Genomic DNA, 17057 nt, shown 5'->3' on the forward strand with positions numbered 1-17057 from the left:
CCGCGCCGACGCGGCGGGCGAGGGCGGCACGGTCGGCGCCGACGGCGTCCAGCAGGCCGGCCGCGACACCCCGGGGCTCGGCCAGGAGCGCCTCGAGCAGGTGGACGGGCTCGATCTGCGGGTGCCCGGCGCCGGACGCCGACTGGATGGCGGCGGCGAGGGCCTCCTGCGCCTTGGTCGTGAACTTGGACTCCATCGGACGGTTCCTCCGCGGGGCACGTGACGGGACTGCTCAGGGCAACGGGGCCGAAGTTGAGTCTATTCCGCTCAAGTCTGTCTGCGCGAGGGGCAGCGACAGCCTGCCCCACCTGCGCGAACGTCACCACGTCACCGCCTGCGGACCCACGGACGTCGATCATCGGACGATTTCAGGTGCTGAGACAGTCGGAACGGATGCTTTGCAACGTTGCAAGTAAAGGGTAGGAAGATCACACGGCCAGACCCGCCCTTCGGTGGGCTCTCCTCCCCCGGCCGTCGACCCGGCAAAGGAGCCACTCGCCATGCAGGCCACCTTCACCGCCCATGCGGCCTTCACGATCGGGACCGTCGACCGGCGCCTGTTCGGGTCCTTCGTGGAGCACATGGGCCGCTGCGTCCACACCGGCGTGTTCGAGCCCGGGCACCCCCGGGCCGACGAGGCGGGCCTGCGGGAGGACGTGCTCGAGCTGACCCGGGAGATGGGCGTGACCCTGGTCCGGTACCCGGGCGGGAACTTCGTCTCGGGCTACCGCTGGGAGGACGGCGTCGGCCCTGTCGAGGACCGACCCCGCCGCCTGGACCTCGCGTGGCGGTCGGTGGAGAGCAACGCCTTCGGGCTGCACGAGTTCCTGGGCTGGGCCCGCAAGGCGCAGGTCGAGCCGATGATGGCCGTGAACCTGGGCACGCGCGGGCCGCAGGAGGCCGCCGACCTCGTGGAGTACGCCAACCACCCCGGCGGGACCCGGCTGTCCGACCTGCGCCGTGCCCACGGCAGCCCGGACCCCTTCGGGATCCGGCTCTGGTGCCTGGGCAACGAGATGGACGGCCCGTGGCAGCTCGGCGCGAAGACGGCGGACGAGTACGGCCGGCTGGCCGCCGAGACGGCCAAGGTCATGCGGCTCGTGGACCCGACGATCGAGCTCGTCGCCTGCGGGAGCTCCATGCGAAGCATGGCGACCTTCGGCGGCTGGGAGGCGACGGTCCTGGACCACTGCTTCGACCAGGTCGACCTCCTCTCGCTGCACGCGTACTACGAGGAGCACGACGAGGACCTGGCCGGCTTCCTGGCGACGTCGCTGGACATGGACGCCTTCATCGACGAGGTGGTCGCGACCGTCGACCACGTCGCCGCGAAGAAGCGCAGCCGCAAGCGCCTCAAGCTCTCCTTCGACGAGTGGAACGTGTGGTTCCAGCGGGCGTTCGCGGGCCCCGAGGCCCAGACCTGGGAGGACGAGCCCCGGCTCATCGAGGACACCTACGACGTGGCCGCCGCCGTCGTCGTCGGGACGTACCTCATCACCCTGCTCCGCCACGCCGACCGGGTGTCGGTGGCGTGCCAGGCACAGCTGGCCAACGTCATCGCGCCGATCCGGACCGAGCCCGGAGGGTCGGCGTGGCGGCAGACGATCTTCCACCCCTTCGCGCACGCCGCCCGGTTCGCCCGGGGCGAGGTGCTGCGCCTCGCCGTCGCGTCGCCGACCTACGCCGCCGAGCCCTACGGGGACGTGCCCGTCCTGGACGCCGTGGCCACGCACGACCCCGAGACGGGCGATGTCACGGTGCTCGCGGTGAACCGGGGACTGACCGAGCCCCTCGAGCTCACCGGCGCGCTGCACGGACTGGGGCCCCTGGAGCTCGTCGAGCACCTGACGCTCGCGGCCGACGGCGACCCCCGGCGCACCAACACCGAGGAGCACCCGGAGGCCGTCCTCCCCCGTCGGGTCGACGGCTCCCGCGTCGTCGACGGCGAGCTCCGCGCCACCCTGCCGCCGCTGTCCTGGAACGTGCTGCGACTCGGCCCGGCGGGCCGCGCCGGCTGAGCGTCCGCCCCGGCACACCCGGGGCCTCCTGCCCGAACCCCCGAACCCCGACCTCACCTCACCCGGAGGACGACATGGTCAGCTCGACGAAGAGCATCCCGGCCACCCAGGCGCCCCCCGCGCCACCGGCCGGCGGGCGACGCACGTCCGCGAGCAGCCGTCGTGAGGCGAGGACGGCCGCCGTCTTCCTGGCGCCGTTCCTCCTGCTGTTCGTGGCGTTCATCCTCTACCCGGTGCTCCAGGCCGTGGCGATGAGCCTCTTCGACTGGGACCTGCTCACCCAGTCCGCCACGGACTTCGGGCTGGACAACTACGTCCGGATGCTCGGCGGGACGGGGCTCACGTGGTCCCTCACGTCGATGCTCTCCTGGCGGCTCGTGCTGCTCGCGGTCGTCGTCACCCTGGCGCTCGCGGCTCGGCGGGGGCGCCTCGGAGCGCGGACGGCGGCCGTGACCGCGGCCCCCCTCCTGCTCCTCGTCCTCGCCCTCGGGATCCACCCCGGCCCGGGCGGGCAGTGGAACGACCCGCGCTTCTGGGCCGCACTGCGGCACACCGTCGAGTTCACGGTGGTCGCCACACCGCTGCTCGTCGTCGGCGGCCTGGCGATGGCGCTCCTGGTGAACCGCAAGGGCCGCAGCTCGGCGTTCTACCGCACGGCCTTCTTCCTGCCGTACGTGCTGCCGGTCTCGGTGGTGACCCTCATCTGGATCTACCTCCTCAACCCCGACCGGGGCCTCGTCGCCTGGCTGACGGAGCGGCTCGGCCTGGGCGCGGTCGACTACCTCAACGAGCCGACGACGGCGCTCCCCGCGGTCATCCTCACCACCGTCTGGTGGACCGTCGGCTTCACGATGATCCTCTTCCTCGCCGGGCTGCAGGACATCGAGCCGTCGCTGTACGAGGCCGCGTCCCTCGACGGCGCCGGACGGTGGGACTCCTTCCTCCACATCACCGTCCCCGGCCTCAAGCGGGTCACGGTGCTGGTCGTGGTGTCGCAGGTCATCGCGTCGTTCCAGATCTTCGGCCAGGTGTACCTCATGACGCGCGGCGGCCCCGGCGACTCCTCGCTCGTGCTCATCCAGCACGTCTACGAGTCCGGGATCCGCGACTCGGCCCTCGGCTACGCCTCGGCCCTGTCCCTCGTGCTCCTCGTCGTCATCCTCGTCGTCTCCCTCGCGCAGCTGAAGCTGCTCCGGTCAGAGGAGTCCTGATCATGGCTGTCCTGACGTCCCCGGCCCCGGTCACCGCCACCGCGCCCCAGGCCGACCCGCCGCGCCGCCGTCGGCGCTGGTCCCGGATCGCCTTCCACGTCGCGGTGGGCACCGCGGTCGCGCTGTGGCTCCTGCCGATGCTCTGGATGGCCGTCCTCGCGCTGTCCGACAACGAGGCCCTGCAGCGCAACAGCCAGACGCTGGTCCCCCTGGGGCTGACGTTCGACAACGTCGTCGGCGAGCTGCGCACGTCCCTGATCCCGCGCTGGTTCTTCAACAGCGTGGTCGTCACGGGCATCACGACCGCGGGCACCGTGCTGACGTCGGCGCTCGCCGGGTACGCCTTCGGCCGGCTGCACTTCCGGTTCAAGAAGCCCCTGTTCGTGCTGACGCTGGCCGGCCTCATGGTCCCGCGCGAGGCGATGTTCATCCCGCTCTACCTGATGTTCGCGACGACGGACCAGCTCAACAGCTACCAGGCGCTGTCCATGCCGCGCATCGCCCTGCCGCTCGGCGTCTTCATCATGACCCAGTTCTTCAAGGCGGTCCCGGCCGAGATGGAGGAGGCCGCCCGGCTCGACGGCGCCGGCCACTGGCGCACGTTCTTCCAGATCATGCTGCCGCTGGCCAAGCCCGCCATGGCCGCGCTCGCGATCTTCGCGTTCGTCCAGTCCTGGAACGACTACCTCTGGCCGCTGGTCGTCGGCACGAACCCGCAGTTCTACACGCTCACCGTGGGGCTGGCCCAGCAGCAGGCCTCCTTCGAGGCCGCGCGCAGCCTCGGCGACCTCATGGCCCGCGGCGTCCTCGGCAGCCTGCCCCTCGTCGTCGTCTTCCTGCTCTTCCAGCGTCACCTCGTCCGGGGCATCGCCCTGGGCAGCGGTGAGAAGTGACCCCCGACCCGATCCTCTCCCCCGCCCCCACCCCCACCCGATCGAAGGAGATCACCATGACCCGCCCGCTCACCCGACCCGCGCTCCTGCGCTGGTCCGCGCTGTCCGTGGCCGCCCTCACCCTCAGCGCCTGCGGCGGCGCGGCCGCCGGCTCGGCGGAGACGGCCGACCTCGCCGCCGTGACCGACGACGACCTCGAGGGCCTCACCATCACGGTCGGCGACTTCTTCGGCGACTGCGTGGACGCCGTCGGCGACGAGACCGACCCGACGGTCGGCACCACCGAGTGCGAGACCATGCGCATCCTCAACAACAAGTTCAACGCGGAGAACCCCTGGGGCATCACGGTGAACCGGGAGGCCGGCTCGGAGTGGTCCGTCTACTACGACGCGGTCAACTCCGCGTTCGCGGCCGACACCGCGCCGGACATCCTCTTCATGCACGCCGCGAACATCCCCGACTACGCCGGCCGCGGCCTCCTCCTGCCGCTCGACGACAGCCTCGAGGCGGCCGGCATCGACACCGCCGACCTCACCGAGCCTGCCCTCGCCGGCGTGACCGACGGCCAGGGTGCCGTGCACGGCGTCCCGCACGACCTCCACGGCAACCTCGTCCACCTCAACATGGACCTCCTCGCGGAGGCCGGCCTGGTCACGGCCGAGGGCGAGGCGGTCCTGCCGACGAGCCCGGAGGAGCTCGTCGAGCACGCCGAGCAGTTCGAGCAGGCGACGGGCCGGCAGTACATCGCCTGGGCGAACGACTTCAACATCCCCTTCCGCATGTTCTGGACGCTCGTCGCGCAGCAGGGCGAGACCGTCATCTCCGACGAGGGCGAGGCGACCGTCGACACGGAGGCCGGGCGCGAGGCCCTGGGCGTCATCGCGGACCTCTACTCCCGGGGGATCGCGCAGCCGGAGCAGACCTACGACTCCTCCCAGCAGGCGTGGCTCAACGGCGAGGTCGGCATGCTCGTGAACGGCACCTGGGTGGTCAACGAGTACTCCCGCTCCGCGAGCTTCGACTACCGGGCGCTCGACTTCCCGACGCTGTACGACCAGCCCGGCGTGTGGGCGAACTCCCACACCTGGGTCGTGCCGGCGCAGGAGGACGCCGACCCGGCCCGCTACCGGGCCGCGCTGGAGTACGCCGCGTTCATGCTCGAGAACAACGAGGCGTGGGCGCTCAACACCGGCCACCTGTCCCCGCTGACGTCGGTGCTCGAGAGCGACTTCTACCAGCAGGCCGACCAGCGCGCGGGGTACGCCACGACCGCCGAGTTCGCGAGCCTCGTGCCGCAGGTCGACGGCTGGCAGGGGGCCGAGGACGCCCTCGCCCGGGCGCTGGAGACCGTCTGGCTGACGGGCGCCTCCGTCGAGGACGCGCTCGCCGCGGCCCAGTCGCAGGTCGCCTCCCAGCTCGACTGAAGCCCGGCCCTCCGTCCTGCGCTCCCCTCGCAGGACGGAGGGCCGACCCCGTCGGGCCCGGGCTCGCCGCCTAGACTCGGCGGACGCCCTTGCGAGAGGACATGACGCCATGGCAGTACGGCTCCAGGACGTCGCGGAGCGTGCCGGGGTGTCGGTCCGCACGGTGTCCAACGTCGTCAACGACTTCCCCCACGTCCGCCCCGCGGTCCGCGAGCGGGTGCAGCAGGCCATCGCCGACCTCGGCTACCGGCCGAACATGACCGCGCGGTTCCTCCGCGGCGGCCGCACCGGGATGATCGCGCTCGCCGTGCCGGACCTCTCGGTGCCGTACTTCGCCGAGCTGGCCGGGTACATGATGCGCGCCGCCCAGGGGCACGACCTCACCCTCCTCATCGAGGAGACCGACGGGGACCGCGAGCGCGAGGTCCTCTTCCTGACCGGGTCCCGGTCGAGCACGATCGACGGGCTGATCCTGAGCCCGCTGACCGCGGAGGCGGAGGACCTCACCGGCCCGAGCCGCTCCGTCCCGGTGGTGCTGCTCGGCGAGCGCACGTACGACGAGCCCCTCGACCACATCGCCATCGACAACGTCCGGGCCGCCCGCGAGGCGACCGCCCACCTGCTCCACCTGGGCCGGCGGCGGGTCGCGGCCGTCGGCGCGCGGCCGGAGCACGACAGCCGCATGGCCGACCTCCGCCTCGACGGCTACCACCAGGCGCTGGCCGGGGCGGGGGTCGCCCGCGACGACTCCCTCGTCGTCGCCACCCCGTGGTTCACGCGCCAGGACGGCTACGACGCCGTCGTCCACCTGGTGCGGTCCGACGCACGTCCGGACGCGCTCTTCTGCTTCAACGACCTCCTGGCGCTGGGTGCGATCCGCGCCCTCGCCGACCACGGCCTGCGGTGCCCGGAGGACGTGGCCGTCGTCGGGATCGACGGCATCGAGGACGGCGCCTTCTCCGTGCCGACCCTCACGACGGTCGCACCCGACATGGCGGGCATCGCGTCCCGGGCCGTGGACCTCCTCGTCGCCCGGATCGGCGGGCGCGACGTCGGCGTCCCGGTGGACGACGTCGCCGACTTCGCGCTGGTCGTGCGCGGTAGCACGGGTGGCCCTGGCAGATCGGGCTCGTGACCTGCGATCCTGGTGGTCGGCCGGGTCGACGGGGACCCGCCGGGACGAGGAGAAGAAGCGTCGTGACGATCATCGTCGGGTACACGCCCACGCCCGAGGGCGAGGCAGCGCTGGAGCACTCCCTCAAGGAGGCGCACAACCACGGTGACGAGCTGCTCGTCGTCAACGTGTCGTCGCGGTCGGACCCGCCGGACACCACGTTCGCGACCGACACCGAGCTGGACGCCGTCCGCGCCCGGCTCGAGGGCGAGGGCATCCGCTACAGCCTGCGGCAGCTCGTCCGCGGCAAGGACCCGGCCGAGGAGATCCTCGGGCTGGCCAAGGAGCTCGACGTCCGGGGCATCGTCATCGGCGTGCGCCACCGCACCCCGGTGGGCAAGCTCCTGCTGGGCAGCAACTCCCAGCGGATCCTGCTCGAGGCGACGTGCCCGGTCATCGCCGTCAAGGCGGCGAAGAAGGAGCGCTGAGGCGACCCGGCCCGTCTCCGCGCCGGCTCAGGTCACCCCTGACATGATCGGCGCATGGCCGCACCGGAGCGCGAGAGCTGGCAGCCCGACGTCCTCGGCGCGGGCTGGCAGGCCCGCACGCTGACGCTGACGCCCGACGAGCAGGGGGACGGCGCCGTCGCGACCCTGGTCCGGCGGGCCGGGTCGGTGCTGCCCGACGGGCCGTCCGACGCGGCCCCGGAGCAGGCCGGGGTGCGCCGGCGCGCGGTCCTGTACGTCCACGGCTATGTCGACTACTTCTTCCAGACCCACCTCGCCGACGCGTGGGCGGAGGCCGGGTACGACTTCTACGCGATCGACCTGCGGGACCACGGCCGGTCGATCCGCGAGGGGCGCCTGGCGAACTACACCCCGCGGCTCGCGGCGTTCACCGAGGAGCTCGACCGGGCGGCGCGCATCCTCCGCGAGGAGGACGGCCACGACGTCGTCGTCGTCAACGGGCACTCGACCGGCGGGCTCGTGGCGGCGCTGTGGGCCGACGGGCGGCGCGGACGCGCGGACCGGCCGATGGACGCGCTCGTCCTCAACTCCCCCTGGCTGGACCTCAACCGGCCCTGGTTCGACCGGGTGGTCACCACGCACCTGGTCGACCTCGTGGTCGCCCGGGTCGCGCCGACCGCCGTCGTCGGGAGCCTGAGCCCCGCCTACGGGCAGTGGCTGGCCCACGAGGAGGGCGGCGCGTGGCAGTACGACCTGACCTGGAAGCCGCACGAGGGCTTCGGTGCCCGCGCGGCGTGGCTCCGCTCCGTCCGGCGCGCGCACGCGACGGTCGCCCGCGGGCTGGACGTCGACGTCCCGGTGCTCGTGTGCACGTCCGACGCGAGCGGTCCGGCGAAGGGCGTCCACGACGCCCTGGACCGGACCGACTCGGTGCTGGCCGTGGAGCACATGTGGCAGCGCGCCCCGCGCCTGGGTGCGGACGTCACGGTCGTGCGGGTCCCCGGCGGGGTGCACGACCTGGCGCTGTCCCCCGAGCCGGCGCGGACGGCCTACCTCGAGGCCGTCCGCGACTGGGTCCAGCGGCGCGTGCCCTGAGACCCGCTCAGCGCGCGACACCCTTGAGCGAGCCGGTCACGCCGCCCTCGCCGTCGATGACCATGCACAGCACCTCGCGGTCGTCGAGCATGTCCCAGCTCTGGGCGGTCGGGTACAGCGTGGTGAAGTCCAGCACGGACTCCTCGTAGGAGGTACCGACGAAGCCCGGGAACTCGGCGTAGCAGAACTCGTCGGCGGCGAGCGCGGCGGCCTCCTCGCCGGGGTACTCGGCGTCCGTCATGAGCTGCGAGGCGTAGACCTCGCTGTCGTGCGCCTCGCCGCACGGCACGGTGGGCAGGGACTCGACCTCGGCGGCGTCCTCGGCCGCGCTGCCGAGCAGCGTGAGGCAGTCGCCGACCCGCACGGAGAAGGCGTTGGCCTCGGCGGCCTGCGTGATCTCGCCCGACTCCTCGTCGCGGACCGCGTCCGCGGGCCCGAGGAGCGAGCAGCCGGAGAGCACGAGCGCGGCGCCCAGGCCGAGCGGGAGGGCGACGGGGACGGAGCGGGAGTGGCGCATGAGGGGTCCTCGGGGTGTCGGAGCGAGCAGTCCGAGGAGGCCGTTCCCCCAGCGGCACCGGTCACCGTCGCGCCGTCCGGGGCATCCGTTCCGGCGTGTCGGGCACACCTCACCCGGACGGCGCAACGGCTCCCCGCCCGACGGTCAGAGGACACCCTTGGCGACCGCGAAGCACGCGTACGGACGGGAGTCACCGGTCCGGACGACGCAGTACGCGGCCCGCGCCAGGTCGTAGAACTCCGGCCGGGGGACCTCGCCGACCGCCACGTCGCGCCCCTCCGCGACCCGCAGGGCCTCGCGGACCGGCTCCCACGACGGCGCCCGCGAGCCGTCGTCGGGCCGCATGTGCCAGGCGGGCGGGTCCTGGAACGTGTCCACCGGGAGGACGCCCAGGACCGCCCGCAGCACCGCGTCGCCGTCCGCACCGGGCAGGTCCACGACGCGCGCCCCGCACGAGTGGGCGGGGAAGTTGCGGTCGGCCACGACGAGCCGGTCCCCGTGCCCCATCTCCGCCAGGACAGCCAGCAGCTCCGGGGTGAGCAGCGGGTCGACGCCCTTGAGCACGGCGCCTCCTCAGACGGTCCGGGTGGACCGGAGCAGGTCCCCGGCCATCGTGGCGAACGCCGCCGGGGAGGCGTCGGCCGCCGCGGACCGCACGGCCTGCCGCGCCGTCCGCAGCACCCCGCGTGCCGCGCCCTCGCGCAGGTCCTCCGGGAGCGTCTCGATGTCCTTCGTCTTGGCCGCGCCCACGATCCGCCGGGACATCTTGGCCGCCGCGAAGAGCCATGTCTCCTCGCGCCACCGGGTGAGGAGCTCCTCCAGGAACGGCTCGCGCCACACCCGGCCGTCGACCCGGTCCGGCCAGCGGCGGCGGAACTCGGTCTCGAACGCGTCCCACGTCTGCGCCGGGAGCCCGAGCGCCCACGCCGCACGGTCGTCCTCCCCGAGCGCGAACGCGCGCGCGGCCGCGATGACGTAGTTGGCCCACAGCGCACCGAGGTCGAAGGCGACCGGCCCGTAGAAGGCGAACTCGGAGTCGAACGCCTTGACGCTGTCGCAGTCGGTGGTGCCGTCGCCGGCTCGGACCATGACCGAGCCGGTGTGCAGGTCACCGTGGATGAGCGCCTCGGCGTGCGTCATGAAGGTCCACTTGGCCCGGCCCATGGCGGTGACGAAGACCTCGTCGGCCGCGAGGTCGGCGGCGTCCTGCTCGTTCGCCGGGAGGACGCTGTTCCGGCCGGCGTCGACCGAGGGCTCCGTGAACACCAGGTCCTCGGTGATGAGGCACAGCTGCGGGTTCACCGACGCCGCCAGCCGGCGCGCCAGCTCCTCCCGGTCCAGGGCGAACAGGGACGTGCCGAACGCCAGGGCGGCGACGTACCGGCCCATCGCGGCCGCGGCGCCGTCGTGAACGAGGCCCTCGTTGAGGGCGTGCCGCCACACCCGGTGGTCGCTGAGGTCCTCCATCGCGATGATGTGCCGCGGCTCGTCGAAGTCGTGGACCTCGACGACGTGCTCCGGCACGAGCGCGTGGTGCGCCCGGAGCGAGTCGACCTCGAAGCGCGCCCGCTCGGGCGTCATGGGCCATCCCTCGCCGACCATGCGGACGTACGGCAGGGCCTGCTTGAGCACCAGCCCCCGGCCCTGCTCGTCCTTGAGCAGGAAGACGAGGTTGAGGTTCCCGTCGCCGATCTCCTCCACGGAGGCGAGCCGGTCGGGGTCCACCGTCCCGGCGAGCGCGGGACGGCTGCGGACGTAGTCGGCGACCGTGTCGACGGTGAGGAACTCGTAGTCAGCACTCATGGTGCGTACCTCCAGCGGAGCCGGTCAGGTGGCCGGCGTGTAGCGGACCTTGCGGCGGGACAGCGTGAACGAGAACAGCAGCGCGACGATCAGGACGAAGCCCTTGGCCGTGTCCTGGTGGTAGTACTGGAAGCCCTTCATCGTCAGACCGGTGAGGACGATCGCCACGAGCAGGGCGCCGAGCAGCGTGCCCCACGCGTTGGGCCGCGCGAGGCCCAGCACGGAGGTCCCGACGAGGGCGACGGCCACGGCCTCCAGCAGGCTCGAGGCCCCGGCGTTGACGTCGCCCTGACCGATGCGCGACACGAGGATGAGGCCGCCGACCGAGGCGAAGAGCCCGGAGATGACGTACGCCAGGCCCCGGTAGAGGCCGACCCGGACCCCGGCGAGGCGCGCGGCCTCGGGGTTCGCGCCGATCGCGTAGAGGATGCGGCCCGCCGACGTCCGGCTGAGCACGAACCAGGAGACGACGACGAGGACGAGCATGATGACCACCGGCAGCGGGACGGGGCCCACGAAGCCGCGGTCGATGAGCAGGAAGTCGGGGGTGAACCGGCCGGGCGCGACGCTGCCGTCGCGCAGCACCATGCCGCTGGAGACGGACTGGCCGCTCACGGGGATGAGCTTCGCGCCCTGGATGACGAACATCATCCCGAGGGTCGCGAGGAGGTCGGGGATCTTGAAGACCACGATGAGCACCGCGTTCGCGAGCCCGACGAGCACGCCCCCCAGCAGCACGGCGGCGACCGCCGTCGGTCCGGTGAGGTTGTAGAAGACCATCGTCATCGCCGCCAGCTGGACCGCCAGGCCCGCCGTCGCGCCGATGGACAGGTCGAGCCCGCCGACGACCATCGTGAAGGTCACCCCGAGGCCGAGGATCGCGGTGACGGACGCGAACTTCAGCATCGAGAACATCGTGGAGGACTGCGCGAACGCCGGTTCCGTCGCGGCGAAGAACACGAACAGCACCACCGTGACGGCGATGAAGCCGTACTTGACGAGGGCGTCGCGCACACGGCCGACGGTCTCGGGGGAACGCAGGGCTTCAGGCACGGTCAAGCCACCTCCGACATGCTCGCGACGATTGCGTCGTTGTCGACCTCGGTCGTGTAGGCGTCGAGCCGGAGCTCGCCCTCGACCATGACGAGGACCCGGTCGGCGATCTCGCGGATCTCGTCCACGTCGCTCGACAGGACCACCACGCAGGCGCCGGCGGCGGCCTGCTCGCGGGCACGGCGGGAGATGTCCCCGCGCGCCCCGATGTCCACCCCGCGGAACGGCTCGTCGAGCAGCAGCACGCGCGGCCCGGCGTGCATCCACCGGCCGACGACGACCTTCTGCTGGTTCCCGCCCGACAGGGCGTCGACGTTCTGGTCCGGACCCGTGGCCACGACCCCGAAGTCCGTGATGACGGCCTCGGCGACCCCGCGCTCCCGGCCGGGCCGCAGGATGCCGCTGCGCGTCACGCCCCTGAGGAAGGGCAGCGTCGACGTCGTGGCGATCGTCCAGCCGGGCAGCATCGCCTCGGCCGCGCGGTCCTCGGGGACGAGGTACACCCCGCGGCGGACGGCGTCGGCCGTGCGTCGCGGACGGTAGTCCTCGCCGTCGAGCCGCAGCGAGCCGCAGCGCAGGCGGTCGGCCCCGAAGATGCCGCGGGCCAGCTCGGACTTCCCGGCCCCGATGAGGCCGACGACGCCCGTGACCTCGCCGTAGCGGAGGTCCACGTCCACGGGGGCGGACCGGTGCAGCAGCTGCACGCCGCGCACCTCGACCGCGACCCGGGTGCCGCGCATCTCCGTCCGGCCCGCGGTCTCGGCCAGCACGGTGTCGCCGAGCATCGACCGGACGGCGGCCGCCATGTCGAGCGGCGCCTCCTGCCGGTTCCGGATCCGGCCGTCGCGCAGGACCACGAGCTCGTCCGCCAGCGAGCTGATCTCGCTGAGGCGGTGCGACACGTACAGGACGGCCACGCCCTCGTCGCGCAGGCGTCGGACCAGGGCGAACAGCCGGTCGGCCTCGCTCTGGGAGAGGGTCGACGTGGGCTCGTCGAGCACGAGCACCTTGGGCTGCTGGCTCAGGGCGCGGGCGAGCAGCAGGAGCTGGGAGTCGGCGATGCCGAGCTCGAAGACGTCCTTGGTCAGGACGTCGTCGGACCAGCCGAGGTCGAGGGTGGCGGCGATCTCCCGGGCCCGCGGGAGCAGGCGGCGCAGCGAGCGCACGGCGGGGATCTCCCCGCGGATGATCTCCTCGAACACGAGGTTCTCCGCGACGGACAGACCGGGGACGATCGTCTCGTCGATGCGCTGGTGCACGGTCTGGATGCCGTGCCGCGCGGCCGCCATCGGCGACTCCATGGCGACGGCCTCGCCGTCGATGCGGATCGTGCCGCCGTGGTCGGGGTAGACCCCCGACAGGACCTTGATGAGGGTCGACTTGCCGGCGCCGTTCGCCCCGAGCAGCGCCGTGACGCGGCCGGGCAGCAGGGCCAGCGTCACGCCCTTGAGCACCTGGTTCGCCCCGAAGGACATGGTGATGTCCTCGAGCTCCAGGGCGGGGGTCGCGCCCGCCGCGTCCGGCGCTGACGGTGTCTCGTCGAGCACGCGCCGTGCCTCCTCCTCGCAGGGCTCCGGACGACGTCGGCCGGAGCGGGGTGGTCCCGGGTGAGGGGCCAGGGGGCAGCCCCTCACCCGGGAGGTGTGTCAGAAGGTGACGGACGGGATCCAGTCCGCCGCCGACACGTCGGAGATGTTGAGCGCCGGCTCCGCCGCTCGGAGGTCGTCCATGTTGCGGACATTGTTCTCCCGCAGGAAGTCCTGCGTGACGAGGATCGGCGGGAACTCCACCTTCATCTCCTCGAGCTCACCCGCCATGTGCAGGGCGAGCGTCCGGACGACGACGGCGCCGATGGCGTTCGGGTCCGTCGCACCGGTGGCCACCCACGGGCTGCCCTCGGCGACCATGAGCTCGATGTCGGCCGTGGAGATGTCGGCGCCGTAGACGAGCACCTTGCCCTTGAGGTTCGGGTTCTGCTCGAGCGCCGAGAGCGTGCCCTTGGTCAGCTCGTCGTACGGCGCGTAGATCGCCACGACGTCCGGGTTGGACTTCAGGGCGTTGTCGACGAGCGGCGCGGTGTCCGTCGCCGTCGAGTTCGTGAAGGTGCCCGTGTAGAAGAGCTGGTTCCAGCCGTTCTCCTCGACGTACTCGCGCCACACGGTGTCGCGGCGGTCGAGCGGGGCGATGCCGGCGACGTTGACGTAGCCGACGTTGACGTCGGGGCCGATGTCCTCGGCCATCTTCTCGAGCACCAGACCGGCCATGTCGACGTCCGACTGCTGCGTCTGGACGGCGTCGGGGGCGCACTGCTGGATCTCGACGTCGTAGATGATGACCTTGATGCCCTCGTCGATCGCCCGGTTCACACCGGGGCAGAGGGTGTCGGGGAAGCCGTGGCGCACGATGATGCCGTCCACGCCCGAGGCGATGGCCTGGTCGAGCTGGGTCGCCTGGGTGGCGTTGTCACCCTGCGCGTCGTACACCGAGAGCTCGATGCCGAGGGCCTCGGCCTGCTGCTTGGTGCCGTTGAGGTACTGCTGGAAGTAGTCGCCCTGACCGCTCTGCTGGACGATGGCGACCTTGACACCGTCCTGGTCGAACGGTGCGGGGGCGTCGGCCGTGGTCTCCTCGACCTCGGCCTCCTCCTCCGACGCCGCGGGGGCTGCGGGCTCGGTCTCCTCGTCGGTGGTGCCCTGGCTGCAACCGGCCAGGAGCAGCACACCGGCAACACCTGCCGCCAGGCTCGTGCTGATCCTCATGGTGTTCCTCTCCATCTTGTGCAGCCAGGCGGCTGCGTCCTGCTCGTCAGCCGGCTACGGCTGCGAGGAGCTCGGGGTCCGGCGCGGTCGCCGGCTCGACGATCCCCTTCTCGGTGACGATCGCCGCGATGAGGTCGTGGGGGGTGACGTCGAAGGCGGGGTTGAACCCGCGGACGCCCTCGGGCGCCAGGCGCCGGCCGCCGAGCGTGACGACCTCGTCGCCGTCACGCTCCTCGATGACGATGTGGTCGCCCGTTTTGGTGGTCATGTCGACCGTGGACGAGGGGGCGGCGACGACGAAGGGGATGCCCGCGCGGGCGCAGGCCAGGGCGAGCGCCACGGAGCCGACCTTGTTGGCGGTGTCGCCATTGGCCGTGATGCGGTCCGCGCCGATGATGGCGACGTCGACCAGGCCGCGCAGGATCGTGCTCGCGGCGGCGCCGTCGGCCTCCACGACGTGGGGGATCCCGTCCTTGTGCAGCTCCCAGCTCGTCAGGCGGGCACCCTGCAGCAACGGGCGCGTCTCGTCGGCGTACACCAGGCCGAGGTTCCCGCGGTCGTGCAGCTCGTGGATGATCCCGTAGGCCGTCCCCCACGCGGTGGTCGCGAGCGCGCCGGTGTTGCAGTGGGTCACGACGCGGACCTGCTCGCGGCCCGTCCGGGCGAGGATCCAGTCCGCGCCGAGGCGGGACAGGTGCCGGTTCGCGGCCTCGTCCTCGGCGACGAGCCCGCGCGCCAGCCCGAGCACCGCGGCGACACCCGCGCCGACGGCGCCCCGGACGCGGTCCACGCCCCAGGCGAGGTTGACCGCGGTCGGGCGGGCCACGCGGATGCGCTCGATCTCGGCCTGCAGCTTCAGGTCCGACCAGCCCTCCTCGGCGCCCTGGTGCATCGCGAGGACCACCCCGAGGGCACCCGCGGCGCCCAGGGCCGGCGCGCCGCGGACGGCGAGGGAGGCGATGGCGGCGACGAGGTCGTCGACCCGGGTCACCTCGAGGTACCGCTCCTCCAGGGGCAGGAGGGTCTGGTCGATCAGCCGGATCATGGGGCGGGGGGTGTCCCGCCACTCGATCGCACGCACCATGGTTGATCCTTCGAACGTCGTTGTCCGACAACTTGCGGGGAACGCTAGGCAGAAGGTCCTGAGTTGTCAACAAGATGTCGCCAAGTTGTTACCTCTGAGGTGCTGGTGCCCTATCGTGGGCGCGCCAGGAGCGATCACCAGGAGGTGCCATGCCGCGCACGGGCACGCTCGTCGCACGGATCTCGGAGGAGCTGCGCGGGGAGCTCGCCGCGGGCCAGTACCCGCCCGGGTCCAAGCTCCCCACGGAGAGCCGGCTGGGCGAGCACTTCGGCGTGTCCCGGCCGACCGTGCGCGCCGCCCTGCGGGAGCTCGAGGCCCTCGGGCTCGTGCGCACGCAGCACGGCGTCGGCACGTTCGTGGTCGACAAGCCGGCGATCCGGGCCGGGCTCGAGCGGATGGACTCCATCACCGACTCGATCCGGGCCACCGGGCGCGAGCCCGGGATGGTCTACGCCAGCCGTGTGGTCAGGCCCGTCCTCCCGGAGGAGGCCGCACAGATGGGTGTCCCGGGCGACACCGAGGCACTGGAGCTGCGCCGCACGATCCTCGCCGACGGCGAGGTGGTGGCCTACTCCTACGACCTCATGCCGACGTCGCTCCTGCCCGCCGGCTTCGACCCCACGGAGATGGAGGGGTCGATCTTCCACTTCCTGCGGACCCGGCTGAACATCTTCCCCGACCACGGGATCACGGAGCTGCACGCGGTCACCTCCAACCACGTCGGCTGGGGGCCCGAGGCGGCGCACCACCACCTCTTCGTGCTGCTGAACCAGCTGCACTACGACGCGACGGACCGGCTCCTCCTCTTCTCGCGCACGTACTTCATCGAGGGCCGGTACGCGTTCACCATCGTGCGCCGCGGGTGACGACCGGCGCTTGACCGGCCGCCCGAGCCTGCTAGGTTGTCCGACAACACCGCTCATGTTGTCAAGGAGGACCGAGCGTGCGCGACGACGACCCGATGCTCGACATGCTGGTCGAGGCGTCCCGAGCCCTGGCGGCCGACCCCGCGGTCGTCCTGCACGGGGGCGGCAACACCTCGGTGAAGTCGACCTGGACGGACCTCACGGGCCGTGAGGTCCCCGTGCTGCACGTCAAGGGCAGCGGGCACGACCTCGCCTCGATCGGTCGCGACGGCTTCGCCCCCCTGCGGCTCGACCGGCTCCGCGAGCTCCTCCCCCCCGTCGTCGTGCCGGACCTCCGGCTCGCCGACGAGCTGCGCTGCGCGCTGCTCGACCCGCACGCGCCGGACCCGTCCGTCGAGACCCTCGTGCACGCCCTCCTCCCGCACACGGCGGTGCTGCACTCCCACGCCGACGCCCTCCTGGCCCTCATGGACAGCGTCGACGGCGAGCAGCGCATCCGGGACCTCTACGGCGACCGGCTCGTCGTCGTCGACTACGCCATGCCGGGACCCGACCTCGTCGCCGCCTGCGCGCGGGCCTGGGCCGACCAGGCGCACCAGGGCACCGAGGGGCTCGTGGTCCTCCAGCACGGCCTCTTCACCGTGGGCGCGGACCCCCGGGAGGCCCTGGACCGGCACCGGTCCGTGCTGGCGGACGCGCGCGCCGCCCTCCCGGCGGTCGCGACGCCCGCCCCGGCCCCCGTCCCGGTGCCGG

General features: G+C 72.5%; 17 protein-coding genes. 9 read left to right on the forward strand and 8 right to left on the reverse strand.

Annotated elements, in window-relative coordinates:
• The coding region (locus N866_RS10195) for a Clp protease N-terminal domain-containing protein (protein WP_034226017.1) at positions 1-196 on the reverse strand (196 nt) is incomplete at its 3' end.
• A 304-nt stretch (positions 197-500) separates the two neighbouring features.
• Between N866_RS10195 and arfA the strand changes: the two genes are divergently transcribed.
• The 7 genes from arfA (at position 501) to N866_RS10230 (ending at position 8222) form a co-directional block, all read left to right on the forward strand.
• Positions 501-2018, forward strand: a complete 1518-nt coding sequence (arfA, locus tag N866_RS10200; protein WP_034226020.1) for an arabinosylfuranosidase ArfA — start codon at positions 501-503, stop codon at positions 2016-2018.
• Between the two features lie 74 nt (positions 2019-2092).
• Complete coding sequence (locus tag N866_RS10205; protein WP_081802540.1) at positions 2093-3229, forward strand: carbohydrate ABC transporter permease; 1137 nt, start codon at positions 2093-2095, stop codon at positions 3227-3229.
• Positions 3230-3231: 2 nt separating this feature from the next.
• On the forward strand, positions 3232-4122 hold the full coding sequence (locus tag N866_RS10210; RefSeq protein WP_081802541.1) for a carbohydrate ABC transporter permease: 891 nt from the start codon (positions 3232-3234) through the stop codon (positions 4120-4122).
• Between the two features lie 56 nt (positions 4123-4178).
• Positions 4179-5546: an extracellular solute-binding protein gene (locus N866_RS10215; protein WP_155855290.1), complete on the forward strand. Its 1368-nt coding sequence runs from the start codon at positions 4179-4181 to the stop codon at positions 5544-5546.
• A gap of 109 nt (positions 5547-5655) precedes the next feature.
• Positions 5656-6681: a LacI family DNA-binding transcriptional regulator gene (locus tag N866_RS10220; RefSeq protein ID WP_034226022.1), complete on the forward strand. Its 1026-nt coding sequence runs from the start codon at positions 5656-5658 to the stop codon at positions 6679-6681.
• Between the two features lie 62 nt (positions 6682-6743).
• Positions 6744-7148: a universal stress protein gene (locus N866_RS10225; RefSeq protein WP_034226024.1), complete on the forward strand. Its 405-nt coding sequence runs from the start codon at positions 6744-6746 to the stop codon at positions 7146-7148.
• Positions 7149-7202: 54 nt separating this feature from the next.
• Complete coding sequence (locus N866_RS10230; RefSeq protein WP_034226026.1) at positions 7203-8222, forward strand: alpha/beta hydrolase; 1020 nt, start codon at positions 7203-7205, stop codon at positions 8220-8222.
• Positions 8223-8229: 7 nt separating this feature from the next.
• Here N866_RS10230 and N866_RS10235 read toward each other — a convergent pair whose 3' ends face one another.
• The 7 genes from N866_RS10235 to mtnA all read right to left on the reverse strand — a co-directional run bounded on the left by N866_RS10235 (position 8230) and on the right by mtnA (position 15438).
• Positions 8230-8739 (reverse strand): septum formation family protein, encoded by a 510-nt coding sequence (locus N866_RS10235; protein WP_052022844.1) that lies wholly within the window; start codon positions 8737-8739, stop codon positions 8230-8232.
• Between the two features lie 144 nt (positions 8740-8883).
• On the reverse strand, positions 8884-9303 hold the full coding sequence (locus tag N866_RS10240; RefSeq protein ID WP_034226029.1) for an RbsD/FucU family protein: 420 nt from the start codon (positions 9301-9303) through the stop codon (positions 8884-8886).
• A gap of 9 nt (positions 9304-9312) precedes the next feature.
• Entirely contained in the window at positions 9313-10542 is a 1230-nt protein-coding gene (gene mtnK / locus N866_RS10245) for an S-methyl-5-thioribose kinase (RefSeq protein WP_052022847.1), read from the reverse strand.
• Between the two features lie 24 nt (positions 10543-10566).
• On the reverse strand, positions 10567-11595 hold the full coding sequence (locus tag N866_RS10250; protein ID WP_245612516.1) for an ABC transporter permease: 1029 nt from the start codon (positions 11593-11595) through the stop codon (positions 10567-10569).
• Positions 11596-11597: 2 nt separating this feature from the next.
• Positions 11598-13142: a sugar ABC transporter ATP-binding protein gene (locus N866_RS10255; protein WP_034226031.1), complete on the reverse strand. Its 1545-nt coding sequence runs from the start codon at positions 13140-13142 to the stop codon at positions 11598-11600.
• 99 nt (positions 13143-13241) lie between these two features.
• On the reverse strand, positions 13242-14354 hold the full coding sequence (locus tag N866_RS10260; protein WP_155855291.1) for a substrate-binding domain-containing protein: 1113 nt from the start codon (positions 14352-14354) through the stop codon (positions 13242-13244).
• Between the two features lie 46 nt (positions 14355-14400).
• On the reverse strand, positions 14401-15438 hold the full coding sequence (gene mtnA / locus N866_RS10265; protein ID WP_034226035.1) for an S-methyl-5-thioribose-1-phosphate isomerase: 1038 nt from the start codon (positions 15436-15438) through the stop codon (positions 14401-14403).
• A 149-nt stretch (positions 15439-15587) separates the two neighbouring features.
• On the opposite strand from mtnA, the gene N866_RS10270 reads away from it, so the two are divergent.
• Positions 15588-16304: a GntR family transcriptional regulator gene (locus N866_RS10270; protein ID WP_034226037.1), complete on the forward strand. Its 717-nt coding sequence runs from the start codon at positions 15588-15590 to the stop codon at positions 16302-16304.
• Between the two features lie 77 nt (positions 16305-16381).
• Positions 16382-17057 (forward strand): class II aldolase/adducin family protein (locus tag N866_RS10275; RefSeq protein WP_034226039.1); only part of this gene is annotated, 676 nt, incomplete at its 3' end.

This window comes from Actinotalea ferrariae CF5-4 (assembly GCF_000603945.1).
GTDB lineage: Bacteria > Actinomycetota > Actinomycetes > Actinomycetales > Cellulomonadaceae > Actinotalea > Actinotalea ferrariae.

Bases quoted from the DNA above. Each gene is read 5' to 3' on its own strand.
- arfA (WP_034226020.1), top strand. From the start codon at position 501: ATGCAGGCCACCTTCACCGCCCATGCGGCCTTCACGATCGGGACCGTC.
- N866_RS10205 (WP_081802540.1), top strand. From the start codon at position 2,093: ATGGTCAGCTCGACGAAGAGCATCCCGGCCACCCAGGCGCCCCCCGCG.
- N866_RS10235 (WP_052022844.1), bottom strand. From the start codon at position 8,739: ATGCGCCACTCCCGCTCCGTCCCCGTCGCCCTCCCGCTCGGCCTGGGC.
- N866_RS10230 (WP_034226026.1), top strand. From the start codon at position 7,203: ATGGCCGCACCGGAGCGCGAGAGCTGGCAGCCCGACGTCCTCGGCGCG.
- N866_RS10210 (WP_081802541.1), top strand. From the start codon at position 3,232: ATGGCTGTCCTGACGTCCCCGGCCCCGGTCACCGCCACCGCGCCCCAG.
- N866_RS10260 (WP_155855291.1), bottom strand. From the start codon at position 14,354: ATGAGGATCAGCACGAGCCTGGCGGCAGGTGTTGCCGGTGTGCTGCTC.
- mtnA (WP_034226035.1), bottom strand. From the start codon at position 15,438: ATGGTGCGTGCGATCGAGTGGCGGGACACCCCCCGCCCCATGATCCGG.
- N866_RS10220 (WP_034226022.1), top strand. From the start codon at position 5,656: ATGGCAGTACGGCTCCAGGACGTCGCGGAGCGTGCCGGGGTGTCGGTC.
- N866_RS10215 (WP_155855290.1), top strand. From the start codon at position 4,179: ATGACCCGCCCGCTCACCCGACCCGCGCTCCTGCGCTGGTCCGCGCTG.
- mtnK (WP_052022847.1), bottom strand. From the start codon at position 10,542: ATGAGTGCTGACTACGAGTTCCTCACCGTCGACACGGTCGCCGACTAC.
- N866_RS10270 (WP_034226037.1), top strand. From the start codon at position 15,588: ATGCCGCGCACGGGCACGCTCGTCGCACGGATCTCGGAGGAGCTGCGC.